Source organism: Lacinutrix undariae, assembly GCF_052934785.1.
In genome coordinates this window covers 518,036-539,560 of record NZ_CM128809.1, presented here as the reverse complement: position 1 = coordinate 539,560, position 21,525 = coordinate 518,036, and the positions used below count along the sequence as shown (strand labels likewise).

Annotated in this window: 18 protein-coding genes; 6 read left to right on the top strand and 12 right to left on the bottom strand. The window is 32.2% G+C overall.

Annotated features, from left to right (window positions below; genetic code table 11):
- The first annotated feature begins 109 nt into the window (after positions 1–109).
- Entirely contained in the window at positions 110–1,885 is a 1,776-nt protein-coding gene (argS, locus tag ACU4C5_RS02560) for an arginine--tRNA ligase (protein ID WP_446845489.1), read from the top strand.
- 2 nt (positions 1,886–1,887) lie between these two features.
- Here argS and ACU4C5_RS02555 read toward each other — a convergent pair whose 3' ends face one another.
- Genes ACU4C5_RS02555 through ACU4C5_RS02540 form a run of 4 tightly spaced genes read right to left on the bottom strand, consistent with a single transcriptional unit; the run spans position 1,888 to position 6,152 of the window.
- Positions 1,888–2,346: a protease complex subunit PrcB family protein gene (locus ACU4C5_RS02555; protein ID WP_446845488.1), complete on the bottom strand. Its 459-nt coding sequence runs from the start codon at positions 2,344–2,346 to the stop codon at positions 1,888–1,890.
- Positions 2,347–2,384: 38 nt separating this feature from the next.
- Positions 2,385–4,694: a TonB-dependent receptor plug domain-containing protein gene (locus ACU4C5_RS02550; RefSeq protein WP_446845487.1), complete on the bottom strand. Its 2,310-nt coding sequence runs from the start codon at positions 4,692–4,694 to the stop codon at positions 2,385–2,387.
- Complete coding sequence (locus ACU4C5_RS02545; protein ID WP_446845486.1) at positions 4,687–5,583, bottom strand: FecR family protein; 897 nt, start codon at positions 5,581–5,583, stop codon at positions 4,687–4,689. The genes ACU4C5_RS02550 and ACU4C5_RS02545 overlap by 8 nt, the downstream gene beginning before the upstream one ends.
- Before the next feature lie 53 nt (positions 5,584–5,636).
- Positions 5,637–6,152, bottom strand: coding sequence for an RNA polymerase sigma factor (locus tag ACU4C5_RS02540; protein ID WP_446845485.1), 516 nt, complete (start codon positions 6,150–6,152; stop codon positions 5,637–5,639).
- 103 nt (positions 6,153–6,255) lie between these two features.
- On the opposite strand from ACU4C5_RS02540, the gene ACU4C5_RS02535 reads away from it, so the two are divergent.
- From ACU4C5_RS02535 to ACU4C5_RS02525, 3 genes are all read left to right on the top strand, one after another.
- On the top strand, positions 6,256–7,980 hold the full coding sequence (locus ACU4C5_RS02535; RefSeq protein WP_446845484.1) for a LamG domain-containing protein: 1,725 nt from the start codon (positions 6,256–6,258) through the stop codon (positions 7,978–7,980).
- A gap of 174 nt (positions 7,981–8,154) precedes the next feature.
- Positions 8,155–9,483 carry a signal recognition particle protein gene (gene ffh / locus ACU4C5_RS02530; RefSeq protein WP_446845483.1) on the top strand — a complete coding sequence of 443 codons (1,329 nt, stop codon included), beginning with the start codon at positions 8,155–8,157 and terminating at the stop codon, positions 9,481–9,483.
- Positions 9,484–9,625: 142 nt separating this feature from the next.
- Entirely contained in the window at positions 9,626–10,507 is an 882-nt protein-coding gene (locus ACU4C5_RS02525; RefSeq protein ID WP_446845482.1) for a bifunctional 5,10-methylenetetrahydrofolate dehydrogenase/5,10-methenyltetrahydrofolate cyclohydrolase, read from the top strand.
- Positions 10,508–10,586: 79 nt separating this feature from the next.
- On the opposite strand, the gene ACU4C5_RS02520 is transcribed toward ACU4C5_RS02525, so the two are convergent.
- Genes ACU4C5_RS02520 through ACU4C5_RS02495 form a run of 6 tightly spaced genes read right to left on the bottom strand, consistent with a single transcriptional unit; the run spans position 10,587 to position 15,833 of the window.
- Complete coding sequence (locus tag ACU4C5_RS02520) at positions 10,587–11,507, bottom strand: pseudouridine synthase (RefSeq protein WP_446845481.1); 921 nt, start codon at positions 11,505–11,507, stop codon at positions 10,587–10,589.
- A 17-nt stretch (positions 11,508–11,524) separates the two neighbouring features.
- Complete coding sequence (locus ACU4C5_RS02515) at positions 11,525–12,355, bottom strand: alpha/beta fold hydrolase (RefSeq protein ID WP_446845480.1); 831 nt, start codon at positions 12,353–12,355, stop codon at positions 11,525–11,527.
- A complete protein-coding gene (locus ACU4C5_RS02510; protein WP_446845479.1) occupies positions 12,348–12,713 on the bottom strand; it encodes a cupin domain-containing protein in 366 nt (121 codons plus the stop codon). Before ACU4C5_RS02510 ends, ACU4C5_RS02515 begins: the two co-directional genes overlap by 8 nt.
- A 10-nt stretch (positions 12,714–12,723) precedes the next feature.
- On the bottom strand, positions 12,724–13,701 hold the full coding sequence (locus ACU4C5_RS02505; RefSeq protein WP_446845477.1) for a YitT family protein: 978 nt from the start codon (positions 13,699–13,701) through the stop codon (positions 12,724–12,726).
- A gap of 6 nt (positions 13,702–13,707) precedes the next feature.
- On the bottom strand, positions 13,708–14,262 hold the full coding sequence (locus ACU4C5_RS02500; RefSeq protein ID WP_446845476.1) for a hypothetical protein: 555 nt from the start codon (positions 14,260–14,262) through the stop codon (positions 13,708–13,710).
- A 35-nt stretch (positions 14,263–14,297) separates the two neighbouring features.
- On the bottom strand, positions 14,298–15,833 hold the full coding sequence (locus tag ACU4C5_RS02495; RefSeq protein WP_446845475.1) for a helicase HerA-like domain-containing protein: 1,536 nt from the start codon (positions 15,831–15,833) through the stop codon (positions 14,298–14,300).
- A 143-nt stretch (positions 15,834–15,976) separates the two neighbouring features.
- Between ACU4C5_RS02495 and ACU4C5_RS02490 the strand changes: the two genes are divergently transcribed.
- A complete protein-coding gene (locus tag ACU4C5_RS02490) occupies positions 15,977–16,606 on the top strand; it encodes a 7-carboxy-7-deazaguanine synthase QueE (RefSeq protein WP_446845474.1) in 630 nt (209 codons plus the stop codon).
- A 52-nt stretch (positions 16,607–16,658) separates the two neighbouring features.
- Here the strand turns inward: ACU4C5_RS02490 and ACU4C5_RS02485 are convergent, their stop codons facing one another.
- Both ACU4C5_RS02485 and ACU4C5_RS02480 read right to left on the bottom strand, forming a co-directional pair.
- Entirely contained in the window at positions 16,659–17,195 is a 537-nt protein-coding gene (locus ACU4C5_RS02485; RefSeq protein WP_446845473.1) for a DUF2911 domain-containing protein, read from the bottom strand.
- A gap of 101 nt (positions 17,196–17,296) precedes the next feature.
- Positions 17,297–19,342, bottom strand: coding sequence for a glycoside hydrolase family 9 protein (locus ACU4C5_RS02480; protein ID WP_446845472.1), 2,046 nt, complete (start codon positions 19,340–19,342; stop codon positions 17,297–17,299).
- A gap of 262 nt (positions 19,343–19,604) precedes the next feature.
- On the opposite strand from ACU4C5_RS02480, the gene asnB reads away from it, so the two are divergent.
- The gene (gene asnB / locus ACU4C5_RS02475; protein WP_446845471.1) at positions 19,605–21,269 is read left to right on the top strand and encodes an asparagine synthase B; all 1,665 of its coding nucleotides are present in this window, start codon (positions 19,605–19,607) and stop codon (positions 21,267–21,269) included.
- Positions 21,270–21,525 lie beyond the last annotated feature (256 nt).

Sequence of the window (21,525 nt, the reverse complement as noted above, 5' to 3'; positions counted from 1 at the left end):
TTATGAGTTTTTTGAGTCATCAGAGAGATAAACCCTAGTTCTTACTCTTTTTTTGTTTAAAAAATAGAACTAAAAACACTACATTTGCACACTTAAAAAGTTACAAAAAATGAGCCTTCAAGACACATTATCAAAACACGTTACACAAGCTGTGCAAACTATTTATAACGCTCAGTTACCTGGGGTAGAATTTCAAGCAACTCGTAAAGAATTTGCAGGTGATATTACGGTTGTTGTATTTCCTATGTTGCGCGTTGTAAAAGGAAACCCAGTACAAATAGGTGAAGCAATTGGTGCGTATCTTGTTGAGCATGTTGCCGAAGTTGAAGGATATAATGTAGTGAAAGGTTTTTTAAATATAGAAATCAATCAGGCTAATTATATTAGTTTTTTTAACGGAATTATTAACGATGAAACTTATGGTTTTGTAACGCCTAATCCCGAAGAAAAAGCGGTTATGGTTGAGTATTCTTCACCAAATACTAACAAACCTCTTCATTTAGGTCATATTAGAAATAACTTATTAGGCTACAGTGTTGCCGAAATTTTAAAAGCTTCTGGAAAGAAAGTCTATAAAACCCAAATTATTAACGATAGAGGTATTCATATTTGTAAAAGTATGTTGGCTTGGGAGCGTTTTGGGAATGGAGAAACACCAGAAAGTACAGGATTAAAAGGAGACAAACTTGTAGGAAACTACTATGTAAAGTTTGATCAAGAATATAAAAAAGAAATAGCCGCTTTAATGGCTGAAGGGCAAACAGAAGAGGATGCTAAAAAGAATGCTCCAATGTTATTAGAAGCTCAAAAAATGCTTTTAAAATGGGAAGCAGGAGATGATGCGGTTGTGTCACTTTGGAAAAAAATGAACGGTTGGGTTTATGATGGGTTTAACGTAACCTACAAAAACTTAGGTGTAGATTTTGATGCTTTATACTTTGAGAGTGAAACCTATTTATTAGGAAAAGAATTTGTTGTAGAAGGTTTAAAATCTGGTGTGTTCTTTCAAAAAGAAGATGGTTCGGTTTGGTGTGATTTAACAGCCGATGGATTAGATGAGAAAATTGTACAACGTGCCGATGGTACTGCGGTTTACATGACACAAGATATTGGTACGGCTATACAACGTATTAAAGATTATCCAGATGTTGGAGGGATGGTTTATACTGTAGGAAATGAGCAAGATTATCACTTTCAGGTGCTATTTTTAATATTGAAAAAATTAGGATTTGATTGGGCTAAAAACTTATTCCATTTAAGCTACGGAATGGTAGATTTACCTTCAGGTAAAATGAAGAGTAGAGAAGGAACTGTTGTTGATGCCGATGATTTAGTATCTGAAATGACTGAAACTGCTGGAGAAATTTCAGAAGAATTAGGGAAATTAGACGGATATTCGGCAGACGAAAAACAAGTATTATATCATACTATTGGTCTTGGAGCTTTAAAATATTATATCTTAAAGGTAGATCCTAAAAAAAGAATTTTATTTGATCCTAAAGAGTCTATCGATTTTCAAGGAAATACAGGTCCTTTTATTCAGTATACATACGCAAGAATTCAATCTATATTAAGAAAGGCAAATGTGGATACTTCTGTAAAAACAAATGTGAATTTACATGATAAAGAGAAATCTTTATTAAAACAGATTCAGTTATTTCCAGAGGTTATTCAACATGCAGCAACTAACCATAGTCCTGCATTAATTGCAAACTATACTTACGAATTAGTAAAAGAATTTAACTCGTTTTATCAAAATGTATCTATTCTTGGAGCTGATGATATTAATGAGAAAATATTTAGAGTGCAACTGTCTCAAACAGTGGCAACAATTATTAAAAACGCATTTGGTTTATTAGGAATTCACGTTCCAAAACGTATGTAATTTTATAAATATTTAAATGTTACCGGCTTACTGGTAACAGGGATTGTTACAATATGGTATGGTTGCATAATTGCTTGTGTAACCATGCTATTTGGAGCAGGAGACGTTTTTTTTACGCTCACAATAATTACTTCTTTTTGAGTTTCAATACTCACAATTTCTATAGCATATCCTCCAGATTTTTTTACAGACATAAATACAGCTAAAACTATTTGAGTTTTAAAATCTACTGTTGTTTCAGATGAAATTACAGTATTAGTTGTATTCATTTTGTTTACCAAACTTATCCAATCCTTTTGAGTTGTAATCGCTATGTTTTGTGACTCTATTTTTTCTTGTCCAGCACCATAAAGCGCACCTTTTTGTAGGGTTGTAATTTCGGTTTCTATGGTTTGGCTTTGTGTCGATTTACAGCTGTTCATTAAAATAATTACTAAAATAGAAAGAAGTGTTTTGCTCATGTTTTTTTGATTTCAATTTAAAGATACCAATTTCAAGATTAAAAATGTACTCTAAAACTTACATTTGGAGTAATACCTAACGATTTGTTTTCAATAGTATGAATTTCATTATCATCATCTAAAGTGTAATATGTGTTAATAATATTAGCTCTGTTGGTTAAATTCCATATTGAAAATCCAAACATTGCATTTGCTGTTTTACTGAATTTAAAATGATATGTCGCCGATAAATCAGCACGTAAATAATCGCTTAAATTATTGGCGTTTGGCGCATTGTATTCTATGGTTGTGTTTGTTGTATTTTGAGTGTCACTAATAGTAGTTGTAGGTTTTCCGGAGTGCCAATTTAATCCTAAAGCCAATTTAAAATCGCTAATTTGGTAAGTACTCGCAAACGTGACAGTATGTTTTACGTCAAGATTACTAGCAAAGGTATTTCCATCATTTAAATCTTTAAAATTGTAGTCGTTATTACTAAACGAATAACTCAACCAAGCGCTGGTATTTTTAAATTGTTTGTGTACCAAAAAGTCAACACCTTTTACTTGATACGCACCTGCAACATCGGTGAATTGGTATTGATTTTGAAACCCCTGACTTCTACTATTTATACCATCTACATGTTTTAAAAATGCTTCGGCACTAATTAAAAAGTTGTTTTTATTATAATGAATTCCTACAGATCCTTGCTTACTTTGTATGATAGGTACCGTATTGTCATCGGAAATAACCCAACGTCGTTTTTCAATACCTAAAAAATCATCCTGTAAATCTATAATTTGAGACATTGTTTGGTGCTTAAATTCTGCCAAAATTTCAAGTCTAAATTTATTGTTTAGTTTATGACTTACTGCCAAGCGAGGTTCGGTGAAAACCTCAGAGAATTTTTCAATATAATTAGTTCTTATTCCAATTCTTGCATATGTGTTTTTGTTTGCTGAAGTAAATTCGGCTTCACCATAAATAGCATGAGAGCGATTGATGTTTTTAGCATAATTTATAATATTAGGATTCATGACATCTTCAGTATTTTTTACAATAACACCGGTAAATTGATAGCCTCCATGGAGTTTTAAATGATCATCAATATGGTTTGTCGCATTAATTTTTATACCAAAATCACTTACAGCATTTTCCTGATTTAAACGTTGGTTATTAATCACATCATAATTTGTGGTGTTTAAATTGTAAGTAGATAAATACAATTGTGCAGTTGTGGTGATTTTGTTATTCCAGTATTTTAAATATTCGGCACCTAAAGCTAAATTATCTTGCTCTAATGAGCTTTTTGAAGGTGTATCGTTGCTTTGTATAGACTTTTTATCGTAACTAAGATTGTTGTTTATGGTTAGAAAATTGAATCGCAATTGATCAGAATCTGTAATGTCATACAGTAATTTGGCACTAACATCATAAAAGTAGAAGTTTTCATTATTAGAAATTGTAGCATCACTATTGGTGTTTGAAAGATCAGAATCCTGAAAAGCACGCTTAAAATATTGATCGTAAGTTGGCGTGATTATAAAGTCGGTGATTGATCGACGTGCTGAAACTTGCAATTCTGTTTTTTTATTCAAAGGAATTTTTGCAAAACCATCACTACTAATTAGGTTAAAACCTACACCTGCTTTAAAATCTTGATCAATTTCATTAGATTGTTGCATGTCTATAACGCCCGAAATTCCATCTCCAAATTTCACACTACTTCCGTTTTTAGAGACGTTTACTTTTTTAGTTAAATAAGGGTTAAATGCAGAAACGAGACCAAAAAAATGTCCTGATTGATACATTTTAATACCGTCCCAAAGAATTAAATTCTCATCGTGAGTACCACCTCTAATATTAATATTTGATACCGTTTCGTCAACACTCATAATTCCGGGAAGTGCTTGGATAGTTTGTAAAATATCGGGTTCAATTAATCCCGGAAGAATTCCAAATTTTTCGGTTTGAAATGTGATTTTACCATCACTTTTTTTCGAAATACCGGTAGTTAAGTAATTATTAATTACAATTTCTTCAAGCTTTTGTGTGATAATGGAACTTAACGGATTGTTTCTAGGGGAAATTACAATGCTATTCTTATCAATAGCTATAAAATCTAAATTAGTTTCAGATTGTAATTGTTTAAGGATTTTTTCTAACTCTAAATTTTCTTCGGGTAAAGTTGCTTTTTTGTCTTCAATAAGTATATCTACGTAAGAAAAATAGATTTTATAATGTTCTTCAATCCATATTAATACTAAAGCAAGCGGTTGTTTTTCTTTTTGAATGTTTTGAGCAGAAACTCTAAAAACACTAAAAAAAACAAAGGCAATAAAAAGATAATATACCCTTTTTTTACTCACGTTTTAAGGTAATAATATTGTTGTTAGTGGTGTGCTTTAATTGTAGGGGTAAGGTAATTGATTTTAAAGCATTTTCAATATTATTGTGTGTAAAACTTCCTGTAAAAAGTTGTGCGTCATTAATGTGTTCTAAAACGATACTTGTGTTGTATTGACGCTCAAATTCTGCAATCACTTCTCGGTAAGGTAAACTCTTAAAAACACTTGTATTATTTACCCAAGATGGTGTTGTGTTTTTATCTTTTTGTACGCTAACTAATTTGTGGTTTAAAATTAAAAAGTGATCTCCAGGATGTAGTTTTGTTTCCTTTTTATTGTATGTAACACCTACTAAACCTTCGTAACAAGCAACTTCAAAATAATTATCGCGTTCTTTTATGTTAAATTGAGTTCCGTAAACGGTAACTGTTCCTGCATCTGTAATAACGGTAAATGTTTGTCCTTTGGCAACTTTAAAAAAAGCTTCTCCATCTAAATTAATTTCGCGTTCTGAAGACCAGTTATTTTCATTATAGGTTACTGTAGAAAGCGCATTTAAATTTACGGTTGACGCATCGGGTAATGTGATGGTGTTTTTTTGCGCTGCTAATGTGGTAATTGTAGTATCTAGATTATTGGTGTAATAATAGGTGCCAAAACATAATGTAAAAATAGCAGCAATTTTCATTGCCGTTTTTATCCAGTTTTTAGGTGTGTTTTGTTTTGCTGTAATATTAGGCATTACAGCGTTAAGCTCATCAGAAGTATTGTATTCTGGAGCTTTAAAGCCTTGTAGCGTTTGGTTAATTTTTAATAAATCTTCAGCATCATCTAGTTGCTTAAAAGCTTTTAATTCGGCTTCATTAAGATTATTATCTAACCACTTTTTTATTAATTCTTCTTTTTCCATGATGTGTATTACAACTATATAACAGTTAACTCCCTTTTTTTCCTACCTAAAAATTAAAGTTCAGTAATATCTTCTCTTAATTTTTTTAGTGCGCCATATATACGTTTTTCAACAGCTTTAGTTGAAATGTCTAGTAATTGAGCAATTTCTTTAAAACGTTTGCCTTCAACTCTGTTCATTAAAAAAGCAACACGTTGAGCTTCTGTTAATTTTGCAATAGCGCGTTCTAGTTTTTTTGCGTATTCTTTTTCTTGCATCAAAAACTCTGGGGTTAAATTGGTTTGATGCTGTTGTTTTGTTTGTTGATGTTTTAATACTACTTTTTGATGCGCTACTTCATTAAGCATTAAATTATTTGCAGTGGTGAATAAAAAACTTTTGGCTTTGTTTGGGGCTATTTTTCCGCAGTTTTCCCAAATTTTAATAAAGGCTTCCTGTACTTTGTCTTTAGGGTTTAGGTGGTCGCCAAATTTATAATAGAGAAAATTGTGAAGATCTTTAGCGTGTTTTTTAAACAATGACGAAAACAGTACTTCATTGCATATATTATCATGTAACTGTTTGGGCATAATTAGGTTTTAGTGTTTCAAATGTAAAAAAAAATATGACGCAGTAGGTAGGTGTTTTTAAAAATTAACTGTTATATATGTAGACTTCTAAAACTTATATACAATGAAAAACAAGACACTTGTTCTTTTTAAAATTACCTTTTTTGCCCTATTAATGTTGATGTCTTGTGAAGATGAAAATTTGGTTAATAATATTGATGAAACTGTTATTTTACCAGAATCTAGTTTGGCTCAATTAATAGAAGATGCGGTTGATGATGATAACTCTAATTGTGTGAGCTTTCAGTATCCAATCACATTTTCTATTTACAATAGTAGTTTTCAAATTATAGATACTATAATTATTAATTCTGATACAGCGCTTGATGCATTTTTTCAATCTATTGAAGAAGAAACTCAAGGCGTTGTTTTGGCGAGTTTAAATTTTCCTGTAACGCTTATTTTATCAGATGATACCATTGTTGATGTTGAAAATAATCAAGAATTAGAAACTGAAATTACAAACGCTAATATAGATTGTGAAATTGCAGAAAACACCTGTACAGATAGCGAGATTACCACATATCTGCAAACCTGTTTTTGGCATGTTGATGCGCCTAACGGAAATAATAATTATGAAAATTATAATGTGATTTTTTATGATAATGGCTCGTTTTCTATGTCTAACGGAATTACTGCCGAAGCTATTGGTGGCTCTTGGATTGCTGCAACTACAAATGGTGTTGTAAGTCTTACAATTACTGAATTAACAGCTTATGCGGAAGATTTACAAGGTGATTGGGTGGTTAATGTTTGTAATGACGATTATTTGTTATTAACGCGAACTATTAATGGTGTTTCCACTCAAATAACTTTGGAACAAGATTGTGTAGATGATGAGGTTTTTGAATGTTTTGAAAGTAGCCCAGAATTAGAAGCATGTAATGACAATGGTATTGCTGTATTTGATTTAACAGAAGCTTGGTCTGACTGCGAATATTTATCGCAAGTAGAAATGTCTTATCATGAAACAATATATGACGCTGATATTAATATAAATGCAATTTCTAACCCCACAACTTATACAGCAATTACCACCGCACAAATTATATATGTTAGAGTGGTATTTGAAGATTCAACATATCAGATTAATGAAGTTTATTTAAATATAATTGACTGTAGTCCTTGTGAAAATCCAGCGGTATTATCAGATGATTTGGTCATGTATATGACGTTTTCTGAAGCTGCAAAAGAAATTATTAGCGACTATACGGTTCAAAATATAAGTAATTCGTTTGTTGAAGATAGAAGCGGAAACCCTAGTTGTGCTATCGCTTTTACAGGATCAGATTATATTTCAATTCCAGCTACAGACGATTATGATATTGAGCAAGGCGATAGTTTTAGTATTAGTTTGTGGTTTAAAATGCAAAATACTGCTGCAGGAGACTTAGAAACTTTTTTCAGATTACCAGGAAACGCCACTCAAGGATATCAATTAGGAGTGTATGATTTAAACACGCCGTTGTTCACCGATAATTCTACGTTTAGTCTTTGGGATGATGATTGGAATGGTGAAGTAGATGTAGATTGGGAAAATACCAATTGGCATCATCTTGTTATGACTGTTGATGCTAATAATTCTGTTAGAATGTATCGCGATGGCATTCAGAGAAATATAATAGAAAATTCAAACTTAAATATTGGTTCAGGTGCTGAAAGTCTTATTTATTTAGGCGAAAATTTTGTAGGTCATTTAGATGATTTAAGAGTTTATAAAAAAACATTAACTACTTCAGAAATTTCACAACTCTATAATTTAGATGGTGAATGTTATGAGTGTATTTAAGTATTAATTTTAGTTTTTTAGTTAGTTAAAAGAGGTTGCCCGTCATAGCAGCCTTTTTTTATGCACTAAATTCTAAATATCACTTTATTAATACAGCACAAATCCTTAAATTTGCACCTTTCCAAAAGACATTGAAGTTTTTGGAGAAACTGTACTTAAAATTTAAAGAAGATTATGTTTAATAATTTAAGCGAAAAGTTAGATAAAGCGTTACACGTTCTTAAAGGACATGGAAGTATTACTGAAGTTAATGTTGCGGAAACCCTTAAAGAAGTTCGTCGTGCTTTATTAGATGCCGATGTAAATTTTAAAATAGCTAAAGATTTTACCACTAGAGTAAAAGAAAAAGCCTTAGGTCAGGATGTATTAACATCATTACAACCGGGTCAATTAATGGTGAAGTTAGTTAAAGACGAACTTACCGAACTAATGGGAGGTGATGCTGAAGGGTTAAACTTATCAGGAACACCAAGCATTATTTTAATGTCAGGTTTACAAGGTTCTGGTAAAACAACGTTTTCAGGGAAACTTGCCAACTTTCTTAAAAATAAAAAAACAAAGAAACCTTTATTAGTAGCCTGTGATGTATATCGTCCAGCTGCGGTAGATCAATTACATGTTGTAGGAGATCAAATAGGTGTAGAAGTTTTTAGTGATAAAGGAAATACAAACCCTGTAGCTATTGCACAAGCAGGTATTGCACACGCAAAAGCAAACGGACATAATGTGGTGATTATTGATACTGCAGGTCGTTTAGCTGTTGATGAAGCGATGATGGCTGAAATTTCTGAAATTCATAAAGCGATCCAACCACAAGAAACATTATTTGTTGTAGATTCTATGACAGGGCAAGATGCAGTTAATACAGCAAAAGCTTTTAATGATGTACTTAATTTTGATGGAGTAATTCTTACAAAATTAGATGGTGATACACGTGGTGGAGCCGCAATATCTATTAAATCTGTAGTTAATAAACCAATTAAATTTATTGGTACAGGTGAAAAAATGGAAGCTATTGATGTGTTTTATCCTTCACGTATGGCAGATCGTATCCTTGGGATGGGAGATGTTGTATCTTTAGTTGAAAGAGCGCAAGAGCAGTTTGACGAAGAGGAAGCACGTAAGCTTCAAAAGAAAATAGCCAAAAACCAATTCGGGTTTGATGATTTCTTAAAACAGATTCAACAAATCAAGAAAATGGGGAACATGAAAGACCTTATGGGGATGATTCCTGGTGCTGGAAAAATGATGAAAGATATTGATATTGATGACGATGCTTTTAAAGGTGTTGAAGCAATTATTCACTCAATGACTCCAGAAGAACGTACAAATCCAACAATTATTAATGCGAGTCGTAAAAAACGTATTGGTAAAGGATCTGGAACATCAGTACAAGAAGTTAACCAATTGCTAAAACAATTTAATCAGATGAGTAAGATGATGAAAATGATGCAAGGCGGTGGCGGAAAACGCATGATGCAAGCTATGAAAAACATGAAGTAATTCTTCTGTTTTTTTTATTTCGAATTAAAATAATACTATAATTTGAGTACAGTGAAGCTATAGTATAAATGTTATTATATAAATTAGGTGCCGTCTGTACACGACCTAATAGGTTTACAACTACTACAACAACAACTACAACATGACTATTTTAGACGGAAAAAAAGTAAGTAACGATATTAAAAATGAAATCGCTGCCGAAGTAAAAAAAATGAAAGCTAAAGGGGAGAAAGTCCCTCATTTAGCAGCAATTATTGTGGGTAATGATGGTGCGAGTTTAACTTATGTTGCTAGTAAAGTGAGAGCTTGCGAGCGCGTAGGATTTGAGTCTACAATGGTACGTATGTCTAATACTACAAGTGAGGTAGAATTATTAGATAAGATTGAAGATTTAAATGAAAATCCAGATATTGATGGGTTTATTATTCAATTACCATTACCAAAACAAATTGATACTCAAAAAGTATTATTAGCTGTAAATCCAGATAAGGATGTAGATGGTTTTCATCCTACAAATTTTGGGAAAATGGCTTTAGATATGTCTACATTTATTCCGGCAACACCATTTGGGATATTAGAGCTTCTAGATCGTTACGGTGTAGATTCTCAAGGAAAACATACTGTAGTAATAGGTCGTTCTCATATTGTGGGACGTCCAATGAGTATTTTAATGGGACGTAAAGGATTTCCAGGAAATTCAACAGTAACATTAACACACAGTCACACTAAAAATATTACACAAATTACATCTCAAGCAGATATTATTATTTCAGCATTAGGAGTGCCAAATTTCTTAAAAGCAGAAATGGTAAAAGACGATGTTGTAATTATTGATGTTGGAATTACAAGAGTTCCTGACGATACTACAGAAAAAGGATACCGTATTACAGGTGATGTGGATTTTGAAAACGTAAGTAAAAAAGCAAGTTTTATTACACCAGTTCCTGGAGGAGTAGGACCAATGACAATTGCAATGTTGCTTAAAAACACATTATTGGCAAGAGAGCGTCACTTAAATAGTTAATTTAGGGATAACATAGCACATAAAAAAAAACACTGAGATATTATTTCTCAGTGTTTTTTTGTTTTATATCAAGTAGTAATTAACGTCTTCTGTTAACTAGTGTGATTTTAGGTTGCTTTTCTCTAGTATCTTCTTCTCTGTCTCTAGAAGCTTTGCGATTAGGTTTTTCTTCTCTTGAACGCTCTTCTTTATAATGATGGTCCTCTTTATGACGATCTTCTTTGTGACGATCTTCTCTAGGTTTTCTTATTCTATTATCTTTATTGTCATTGTAGTTTTTTGTTGAATCTTCAAGCAGTAAATTAAGATCTTTCATTTCAACATCAGTCAATTCTCTGTGTGTTCCTAATGGAATGTCTAGCTCAATATTCATAATACGTACACGCTTTAAAGTCTCAACTTCATACGTTAAGTATTCACACATTCTACGAATCTGACGATTTAATCCTTGAGTTAAAATGATACTAAACTCGTAAGTACCTAGTTTTTTTACAACACAAGGTTTTGTAGTTTGGTTTAACTCTTCTAAAGGAATTCCTCTAGACATGTATTCAATAAACGTTTGTGAAATAGGTTTATCAACCGTTACAATATATTCTTTTTCGTGATTGTTACTTGCACGTAAAATTTTGTTTACAATATCACCATCATCAGTTAAAAGGATTAAGCCTTCACTGGGTTTATCTAATCTTCCAATAGGGAAAATACGTTTGTGATATTTAATATAATCAATAATATTATCTTTCTCAACACGCGTGTCTGTAGTACAAACAATACCAACAGGTTTGTTGAATGCTAGATATACAAAAGCCTCCTTTTTACCTTCTATAAGTTTTCCATCTACATGAATTTCATCAGTAGGTGCTACTTTTGTTCCCATTTCTGGAACCTCTCCGTTAATAGTTACGCGTCTGGCATCAATAAGTTTATCGGCTTGTCTGCGTGAACAAACACCGGCTTCACTTAAAAATTTATTTAAACGTTTTAAATTCTCTTCCATAATGCAAAGATAATAAGTTAAGCTTCAATAAAATCATTAATATGAGAAGAAACAACATCGTTGTTTAAAGAGTGTCCGTAACCGCTTGTTGTAATGAATTTGCTGCCTTTAAAACTGTCTTTAATAAGAAGTGCATCTGCATATGGTATGATTTGGTCTAATTCATCATGAATAATAAGTCCTTTTGAAGTAATGTTTTTTGCTTTTTTAGAGGATGAAAAATTTTCGGGCGCAGCACCAAAGCGTTCTATAATAAGAGTAATTAGTTGCTTTTTTACACGATTATTATATCCTAACATATCTATATAGCGATCCAGAACATCTGTAAATTCAGAAGGTGCTCCCAATAAGATCATCTTATTAATAGTGTCAACGTTATATTTATTTTGAAAAAATACAGACGCCATTCCTCCAACCGAATGTCCAATAATAACACTAGGGTTAAATTTCTTTACCACAACGTTTATATATTCAGAATATAAAAGAGCATTAAACGATTTTCCTCCCGAAAACCCATGGCCAGGAGCGTCTAAAGCTATAATATTATAATCTTTCTGCTGTAAGTATTGAATTAGTTTTTTCCACCGTGCCGCATTACTTTCCCAACCGTGAACAAGTAAAATGGTATCTTGTTTTCCAAGCCACCTATAACTCATTATAGATTGATTTTTGTAGGTAAGTTCTTCTTTAAACGCAGTGCTTAAAAAATCAGACTGCGATGCGTTTGGTCTCCCTTTTAGTGGTTTTGAAAATAAATTGAGCGCACTTTTTGCTGCGAAATTTTTTGATATATAACTGGTTAAATTAATACCAAAACCAATGGTTTTTATTAATAACTGCTTAGGCATCTTCCCTGTTTACTAAATTCATAGAAAAGGCAGGGGTGCAAACGGCAAGATATTCGCAAACTTCGGTAAAAGGGTTGGAATATTGAACTCTTGTATTTTTATTGATTTTTATAGATTGTCCTGCTTCCAAAACAATAATTTCATCATCAATAATAAACTGTTTTTTACCTCTAATAATATAGGTGTATTCATCAAACTCTGGGGTTTGAAAGGGTTCACTCCAACCTGCTGGAGCCAACATATGTGCAATACTAATTTCAGGAGTACTTGTTGAGGCATTTCCGAAATGTTCTTTTATAACTTTTCCATCTGTAGTAGGTACGGTAAAAGGAGCGTTTTGGATGGTGTATTTTTTCATGCGTTATTAATTATTTTAGAGGTTTTCTTTTTATGGTACCACCTTTTAAGTCTTTAACTACGCCCATAATCATAAAGGCCTTTTTGTCAATTTTATCAATTTCAGTGTGTAGTTTTGCAAGTTCTAACCGTGTTACAATTGTGTAAATGATGTCTTTATTGTAACCGTCTCCTTGGCTACCATAACCACCTTTTCCAGCATAAATTGTACAGGCACGACGTAATTCTTCGGTAAGCATTACTCTAATTCTTTCATGTTCACCAGAAATAATGGTAACTCCTACATATTCTTCAACACCATCTACAACGAAATCTACTGTTTTTGCGGCAGATAAATACGTTAGTATTGCATATAATGCTATTTCTATAGAGAGTACATAAGCGCCAAATGAGAATATTACAATATTAATAAGTAATAATACATCACCAATAGTAAGTGATAATTTTCTACCTAAATATATAGCTAAAACCTCGGTGCCGTCAATTACAGCACCACCTCTCATGGTCATTCCTATTCCTAATCCTAAAAAGAAACCACCAAAAACGGCAATCAATAATTTGTCGTCTGTTATGGTTGGGTATTCTACATAATGCACTACAATAGCTAGCATTGCAATAGCTATAATACTTTTAAAAGCAAATTTAATATTGAAGGTTTTAGCTCCTAAAATAATAAAAGGTAAATTGACTATTATTAACAAGAAACTCAACTGAATATCGGTGATGTTTTCAAGTAATAATGAAATACCAGTGGCACCCCCATCAATAAAACGGTTAGGTAATAAAAAACCTTTTAGTCCAAAGCCTGCAGAAAATACACCAATAATAATAAAGATAAAATCTTTTATGGTGTGAGATAATTCTACATGAAGAGCTCTTACTATAGGTACAATTTGTTTTTTTCTTAGCGGATCGCTAAAATCAGATTCTGTATGTTTGAGTCGCTTTTTAGCAACGGCTACAAGTAATTTTGATAGGATTGAATTCATTAAATTTTAGTTCCAATAAATGAAAAAATATTTAATTTTTGCAGTATCTGGAATTTGAGATGCTTCAATATTTATGTCCATATTAAATCTTAAATTTGCTGGTAATTCTTTTTTATCAATGGTGAATGACGCGTTTAATTCATCAACAGAAACTACAATAGAATTAATTAAATTATTGATTCGAGATATTTTATAATTAGTTTGAATATCCTTAAACGTACTAACAGCCGTAATTAATTTTTCTGTTTTATAACGGTTATCAATAATTTGAACGCTTTCAATAGTTGAGGTAGAATCTAACGCTTGTTTTGGACTTAATTTTAATAGCGCATTTCCGTTTTTATCAAAAATATTAATGTCGCTAAAATTTCCTGTAAATTCATCACCATTTATAGTTTTTACTATAGAATCGTTGCTAAAAATAACCTCCAAATCTTTAACTTGTGTAGAGTCGGTTAACATCCCAATATTTTGTTTTCCAATTAAAAAAGGATCTTGTGTTTTGTTACAACTTGTAAGTAAAGTAGATGCTATAACGAGGCTTAAAATATATTTATACATGTTTTTTAGTTTTATTAGGGGATTTGTTTTTTTTATTATTTCATCATTTTTGTTAAAATACCAAATACACTTCTTATAAAAGTAGCACTTGTGAGTACTTTAACAATAGGATTCATTGCAGTACTTTTTCGGGTACTTGTTCTTTTTTGTTTTGAACTTGCTTTATCTAAAGCGTCTCGTTCTTTTTTTGCTTTCTCTTTAAGTTCATCGGCTTCGGCAGCTTCTATTTTTTTAGTTAATAGCTCGTAAGCACTTTCTCTATCTATGTTTTCGTTATATTTTTTTACTAATTTAGAATTATCTAAAAGTTCATTTAATTCGGTGTCTGTTAAAATATCCATTCTACTCATTGGTGCACGCATCATTGTTGCAGCAAGTGGAGTAGGGCGACCTTTTTCGTTTAATGCTGAAACCAAAGCTTCTCCTGTTCCTAATGAAGTTAACATTTCGGCAGTATCATAATAATCTGTATCAGGATAATTTTGCGCCGTTAGTTTTATTGCTTTTCTGTCTTTTGCAGTAAACGCACGTAAAGCATGTTGTACTTTTAAACCTAATTGACTCAATACGTCTTCTGGAACATCAGTTGGATTTTGAGTTACAAAATATAAACCTACACCCTTACTTCTTATAAGTTTTACAATGCTTTCTATCTGACTTAATAAGGCTTTTGATGCTTCGTCAAAAATTAAATGTGCTTCGTCAATAAACATCACTAATTCTGGTCTTCCGCTATCGCCTTGTTCAGGAAATGTAGAGTATATCTCAGCCAATAAGCTTAACATAAATGTTGAAAACAACTTTGGCTTATCTTGTATGTCTGTAAGTCTTATGATATTAATGTAACCTTTTCCGTTTTCATCAATTCGAAGTAAATCATCGGTATCAAAAGATTTTTCACCAAAAAACAAATCGGCACCTTGTTGTTCGAGTTCTACGATTTTACGTAGAATTGCGCCAGTTGATGCTGTTGAAATGCGTCCGTAAGCTTCTGTAAATTCGGCTTTACCTTCGTTGGTTGCATATTGAAGAATTTTTTTGAAATCCTTTAAATCTAAAAGCGGTAATTTGTTGTCATCACAGTATTTAAAAACTACCGAAATAATTCCTGCTTGTGTTTCGGTAACATCTAATATTCTCGAAATTAATACGGGACCAAATTCGCTAACCGTTGCACGAAGTTTTACACCGTTTTGTTCGGATAGCGACATGATTTCAACAGGAAATGCTTTTGCATTAAAAGGTAATCCTATTTGCTCGTGGCGTTCATTAATTTTTTCATGACCAGGACTTGGTTGTGCTAATCCACTTAAATCACCTTTAATATCCATTAAAACTACAGGGATTCCTTTTTCTGAAAGATTTTCGGCTAAAACCTGTAATGTTTTTGTTTTCCCTGTTCCGGTAGCACCCGCAATTAGTCCATGTCTGTTCATGGTTTTTAAAGGAATATTTACAAAAGCATTTTTCACTGTTTTACCATCCAACATTGCCGAACCTAATGTGATAAAATCGCCTTTATTGGTGTTTCCTTCTGTGATATGATTAAAAAAATCGTCCTGTCTGCTCATTCTTGAAAATTTGTATAAAAGTACTAATCTTGTAGCAATCTTATGAGAAATCTTTCTGAAAAATGAAGCGATCATTTTTGAGGGATTAAAAAACTTATCATACAACACTTTGGGCTTATAACTTATTAGTATCTTTGCAGGCTATGAATAAAGAAATTCAACATTTAGTAAATAAAGGCGAGATGCTTCCGTTAATGGAAGAATTTTACACCATTCAAGGAGAAGGTTTTCATAAAGGAACTGCAGCTTACTTTATACGAGTAGGAGGTTGCGATGTGGGGTGCCATTGGTGTGATGTTAAAGAAAGCTGGAATGCCGATCTTCATCCTCCAACTAAAACTGAAGATATAGTTGCTCATGCTGTAAAGCATAGTGACACCATTGTAATTACAGGAGGTGAACCTTTAACGTGGGACATGGGACCTTTAACGTCACAGTTAAAAGACAAAGGATTACAAGTGCATATTGAAACTTCTGGTGCTTATAAACTAACAGGGACTTGGGATTGGATTTGTTTGTCTCCTAAAAAGATGAAATTACCAACGCAAGAAGTGTATGATAATGCAGATGAACTAAAAATGATTATTTATAATAAAGATGATTTTAAGTTTGCTGAAGAACAAGCCGCTAAAGTGAATAAGGATTGTATTTTATATTTACAACCAGAATGGAGCAAGCGTGATAAAATGGTTCCTGAAATTGTAGATTATGTAATGAAACATCCTAAGTGGAAAGTTTCTCTACAAACTCATAAGTATTTAAATATTCCATAATAAAAAAAAAGCCTTGATTTCTCAAGGCTTTTTTGTGTATAATATTGAATGTTTATTTTGTAATTGCTACAGAAACTCTTAAAGTATCCCATCCTAAAAACATGGTTCCAGCATCATCAAATGCGATAGAAAAAGCTTCTAAAGATTTTTTACCTTCAGTAACTGGAGCCATAACTCTTACAACATCATTAGCTTCGTTATAAGCATAAGATCCCCAAACATTAATGTCTGTACTTAAAATTACAGTCCATTCTTTTTCTCCAGGAATTGTAAATAAAGCATAAGTTCCTGCTTTAACTTTTTTACCACCAAAAACAGCATCGTTGTAAAATGTGATTTCAGAAGCTTCATTAGCTCCTGTACGCCATACTTTTCCGTTTGGTACAAGTTTCTCTAAACTACGTTCTTTTAATTGTGGTCTGCTGTAAATTACTTTTACGCTTTTTTCAGACTCTTTATGACTACTTGGGTACGCTGCTGCGTCAAGTGGACTTTTGTCTAAACTTTTAAAATCTTGTGCATTTACTTGAAATGAAAATAACATTAGTAAAGCAAATGTAATTGTGAAAGTTAATCTTGATTTGTTCATGAGTTGTTTTTTTTGTTTAAATATAAGTGAAATAGTCTTAAACTTATGCTAAAACTAATATCTGGGTGTTAAAATTTGTATTTTGAGACTATTAGTGAAATTTACTTTAGTATAAGTTTCTTTATGTATTTGTTGTTTTCTGTTTCAATTTCAACAAAATAAATAGCGTTTTTTAAGCTGCTAACATTTATACTTTCATTACTGTTATTGATAGATTGCGAATGTGTTAATTTTCCTAAAAAATCATATATTGAAATATGGGTAACTGTGTTTTTAAGTCCTTTAATTTTGAAAAAATTGGATGTAGGATTAGGAGATAATATAATTTTATTATTGGTAGATTCTTGATTTTCTAAAGAAAGTACGCTTAGATTATCTTGATAATATTTTAGAGCATTTACAGCATAAGCTAATGGAGCGTTCCAGTTAATTGTAACTTCATTAGTGGAGTAAGAACAGGTGTTATCTAAATATGTGTTAGCAGCAGCAGTATTTGGGTAACTTGCACAATCCCCAACCATACTAGCGCTTGTGTGTGGTCCGCCTACTAACATTCCTGGTATTGGGTTGGTTACGTTATCTGCTCTAGATATGGTATGATGTGGATACATAACTTGTTGGTCTCCAAAACCAGTAACATAACAATAACCTGTACCGTTTTTCCCTAAAAGGTAATCTATTGCTGTGTAAGTTGCATTCAAGTACGAGTCGTCGTTTGTTAGTTCATATGCGCGAATTAACATCATAAGATTATTTCCAAAACGGCTATTACTTCCCCAATAATATTCTGAAGTTACAAGTGATGCTTGCATTGGACTCGTGTTGATTTTATTTTTAATAGCGTTTGCTGTTTGAATTAAGATGTTATTTGTAGTCGTTGTGTTTATTTCCGAAGCTAAAGTAGCATTGTGATGTGCAATAGAAATTAAGGATAACCCATCACTTTCTCCCCAAGATGGTGTGCCGCCATACATAGTATTTACATTTATGTCTTCTTTATAGGTAGCATTTTCAGTCGTTATAAATAATTCAGTAGCCGCCCAATTAAATTCATCCAATAGGTCGGTATCTCCATATGTTCCAGTATACACATCGTCTGGTTGTGTATAATATATTATAGGATTTGCTTTTGCCCAGGCGTAAGCAGCTTCAGATGCTTGAAGAAGTTGTGCGCTATATCCTGGTTTTTCAGTATTAAAATTAGCGAAAATTCGAGATGCTACAGCGGTTACAGCTGCAAAATTTAATGTAGCAGCAGTAGTTTTTTGTACGACATAACGATCTAAATTATAATTATTTGGCATTACAATTCCTGAAAAATTAAGACTAGTTAATTTGTGATACACGCCACCGTCACCACCATTATAAGTGGATTCTTGCATGTTTAGTAGCCAATCTAAATTCCAGATAACTTCATCCAAAATATCAGGAATATTGTTTGTGCTTTCAGGAATATTTAAATCTTTATTGTCATAATAAGTCGCATAATGCTCGTAAGCCGTAAGTAATGTGTAAGTACTTATACCACTATTAACAACATATTTATTGTAATCACCTGCATCATACCAGCCTTTTGGAGCAGAAATAATGGTTCCAGTTGGTCTGTTAGAACTTGCTGCAGAGCTGTGAATAATTACATTAGTATCGGGTATTCCTGTTGGTCTATTCCAAACACCTCCGTTTGAGCTTGTGATTTCTGTAGATGCGCGTGCGTAATAATAATATTTAAGAGCAGCTTCAGATAAAGTGTCATATGCTGTATTGCTAATATTAAAAAAAGCCTCAGTCTCATTAGTTGCAATTTTATAAACTCCTTCTGTGTTTAATTCCGAAATATCAATTAAAGCAACATATTCTTCCGCAGAACTCCAATAAATAGCAGTGTCTGTTACGCCAGATAATACTGTTACATTTAAACTGTTTGTTATAGTGTAAGATAAATTAGAAAAAGTGTTAGACGAATTAATAGAGATGGTTTTATTTCTAGAAGGAAAATAGCCAACTTGATTATATCTGATGTTATGACTTGGATCTGTTAATGTAGTTTTTAAAAGACAAGTTGCATTATTGTCTATTTTTAAATTATTAGAATAGCTTAAATAATTTACGAATAATAGAAAAATAACATATAGAAATGATTTTATCATAAAGAAGGATTTAAATAAGGTAAGTTATGAAAAAAGGATTGAAATTAAGGGTTTTATAGTACGTGTAAATGGAATTATTTAGTGTTTCTGTTAGATTATAATTTAAAATCATTTAAAATGAAATAAGAATTATCTATTGATATTAAAATCTGTTAAAAAGTTTTAATATGTAAGTTGTTTTGTGTTTTATGTTTTTGTATTGTAATTAAAAATACATATTTGCTTTATCAAACGAACAAAAAAAGATTAAAATATATAAGTTATGTGTGGAATTGTATGCGCCTTCGATTTAAAACAAAAATCAGATGAATTGAGACCTCAAATTTTAGAGATGTCTAAAACAATTCGTCACCGTGGACCAGATTGGAGCGGGATTTATAGCGACGAAAAAGTAATTATGGCTCACGAACGTTTAGCGATTGTAGATCCTGCTTCAGGAAAACAACCGTTATTGAGTCCTGATAAAAACTTAATCCTTGCGGCGAATGGTGAAATTTATAATCACAGAGCATTGCGTAAACAATTTGACGGGAAATATGAATTTCAAACTGAAAGTGACTGCGAAGTTATTTTAGCATTATACAAAGAAAAGGGTGTAGACTTTGTAGATGAAATGAACGGAATCTTTGGTTTTGCGATTTATGATGCTGAAAAAGACGCGTATTTTATTGCACGAGATCACATGGGGATTATTCCTTTATATATAGGATGGGATAAACATGGTACTTTTTATGTAGCTTCAGAATTAAAAGCTTTAGAAGGCGTGTGTACTAAAATTGAATTATTTCCTCCAGGACATTATATGTCTAGTAAAGATGGTGAGTTTGTAAAATGGTATAAGAGAGATTGGACAGAATATGATGCTGTAAAAGATAATGAAACAAGTATTACTAAAGTAAAAGAAGCGTTAGAAGCTGCTGTGCATAGACAATTAATGAGTGATGTGCCTTATGGTGTATTATTATCTGGAGGATTAGATTCTTCTGTAGTTTCAGCAATTGCAAAAAAATATGCACAAAAACGTGTGGAAAGTGATGATACGTCAGATGCTTGGTATCCGCAATTACATTCATTTGCGGTAGGATTAGAAGGTTCTCCAGATTTGGCTGCTGCACAAAAGGTGGCAGATCATATTGGGACGGTTCATCATGAAATTAAATTTACCATACAAGAAGGATTAGATGCTATTAAAGATGTAATTTATAATATTGAAACGTATGATATTACAACCATTCGTTCATCTACACCAATGTATTTAATGGCCCGAGTTATTAAATCAATGGGAATAAAAATGGTATTATCAGGTGAAGGTGCCGATGAGATTTTTGGGGGTTATCTATATTTTCATAAAGCGCCAAATGCACAAGAATTTCACGAAGAAACAGTGCGTAAATTAGACAAATTACACATGTATGATTGCCTAAGAGCTAACAAAAGTTTAGCAGCTTGGGGAATTGAAGGTCGTGTGCCATTTTTAGATAAAGAATTTATGGATGTTGCCATGCGTATTAACCCACAAGATAAAATGATTAACGGAGAGCGTATGGAAAAATGGGTTATCCGTAAAGCTTTTGAAGATATGTTGCCAGAAAGTGTAGCTTGGAGGCAAAAAGAACAATTTAGTGATGGTGTTGGTTATAGTTGGATTGATACTTTAAAAGAGGTTGTAGACAAAGAGGTGACCGATGAGCAAATGGAAAATGCAAAATTTCGTTTCCCTATTCAAACTCCACAAAATAAAGAAGAGTTTTATTACCGTTCAATTTTCGAAGGTCATTTTCCTAGCGATGCAGCAGCGTTAAGCGTACCACAAGAAGCAAGTGTAGCTTGTAGTACAGCAACAGCTTTAGAGTGGGATGAAGCATTTAAAAACATGAACGAACCTTCTGGTCGTGCTATTGCAATGGTGCACGATAAAGCATATTAATTATAAAATAGTTGTGTTTGTATTGAATTTAGCCTGGAAATATTTTCAGGCTTTTTTCTGTCTTATTTTTGTTGTTTTTAAAATTTGGAGTATTTTAAAATATCTCTTCTAATCCGTTTTTGTGTTTTTTATTCTTCCGAAGAAGAAAGTAAAAAGATGAAATTCTGTTTAAACCGTTTTTAAGAAGATTTAAGCGTTTTTGATGTAATTGGTAAATGTTAATAATTATTTTGCAGAATCAATAAAAAGCTTTTAA

What these genes read in the sequence shown, in the direction of transcription:
- argS (WP_446845489.1), top strand. Translation starts at nt 110, where the DNA reads ATGAGCCTTCAAGACACATTATCAAAACACGTTACACAAGCTGTGCAA.
- ACU4C5_RS02555 (WP_446845488.1), bottom strand. Translation starts at nt 2,346, where the DNA reads ATGAGCAAAACACTTCTTTCTATTTTAGTAATTATTTTAATGAACAGC.
- ACU4C5_RS02545 (WP_446845486.1), bottom strand. Translation starts at nt 5,583, where the DNA reads ATGGAAAAAGAAGAATTAATAAAAAAGTGGTTAGATAATAATCTTAAT.
- ACU4C5_RS02540 (WP_446845485.1), bottom strand. Translation starts at nt 6,152, where the DNA reads ATGCCCAAACAGTTACATGATAATATATGCAATGAAGTACTGTTTTCG.
- ACU4C5_RS02535 (WP_446845484.1), top strand. Translation starts at nt 6,256, where the DNA reads ATGAAAAACAAGACACTTGTTCTTTTTAAAATTACCTTTTTTGCCCTA.
- ffh (WP_446845483.1), top strand. Translation starts at nt 8,155, where the DNA reads ATGTTTAATAATTTAAGCGAAAAGTTAGATAAAGCGTTACACGTTCTT.
- ACU4C5_RS02525 (WP_446845482.1), top strand. Translation starts at nt 9,626, where the DNA reads ATGACTATTTTAGACGGAAAAAAAGTAAGTAACGATATTAAAAATGAA.
- ACU4C5_RS02520 (WP_446845481.1), bottom strand. Translation starts at nt 11,507, where the DNA reads ATGGAAGAGAATTTAAAACGTTTAAATAAATTTTTAAGTGAAGCCGGT.
- ACU4C5_RS02515 (WP_446845480.1), bottom strand. Translation starts at nt 12,355, where the DNA reads ATGCCTAAGCAGTTATTAATAAAAACCATTGGTTTTGGTATTAATTTA.
- ACU4C5_RS02510 (WP_446845479.1), bottom strand. Translation starts at nt 12,713, where the DNA reads ATGAAAAAATACACCATCCAAAACGCTCCTTTTACCGTACCTACTACA.
- ACU4C5_RS02505 (WP_446845477.1), bottom strand. Translation starts at nt 13,701, where the DNA reads ATGAATTCAATCCTATCAAAATTACTTGTAGCCGTTGCTAAAAAGCGA.
- ACU4C5_RS02500 (WP_446845476.1), bottom strand. Translation starts at nt 14,262, where the DNA reads ATGTATAAATATATTTTAAGCCTCGTTATAGCATCTACTTTACTTACA.
- ACU4C5_RS02495 (WP_446845475.1), bottom strand. Translation starts at nt 15,833, where the DNA reads ATGAGCAGACAGGACGATTTTTTTAATCATATCACAGAAGGAAACACC.
- ACU4C5_RS02490 (WP_446845474.1), top strand. Translation starts at nt 15,977, where the DNA reads ATGAATAAAGAAATTCAACATTTAGTAAATAAAGGCGAGATGCTTCCG.
- ACU4C5_RS02485 (WP_446845473.1), bottom strand. Translation starts at nt 17,195, where the DNA reads ATGAACAAATCAAGATTAACTTTCACAATTACATTTGCTTTACTAATG.
- ACU4C5_RS02480 (WP_446845472.1), bottom strand. Translation starts at nt 19,342, where the DNA reads ATGATAAAATCATTTCTATATGTTATTTTTCTATTATTCGTAAATTAT.
- asnB (WP_446845471.1), top strand. Translation starts at nt 19,605, where the DNA reads ATGTGTGGAATTGTATGCGCCTTCGATTTAAAACAAAAATCAGATGAA.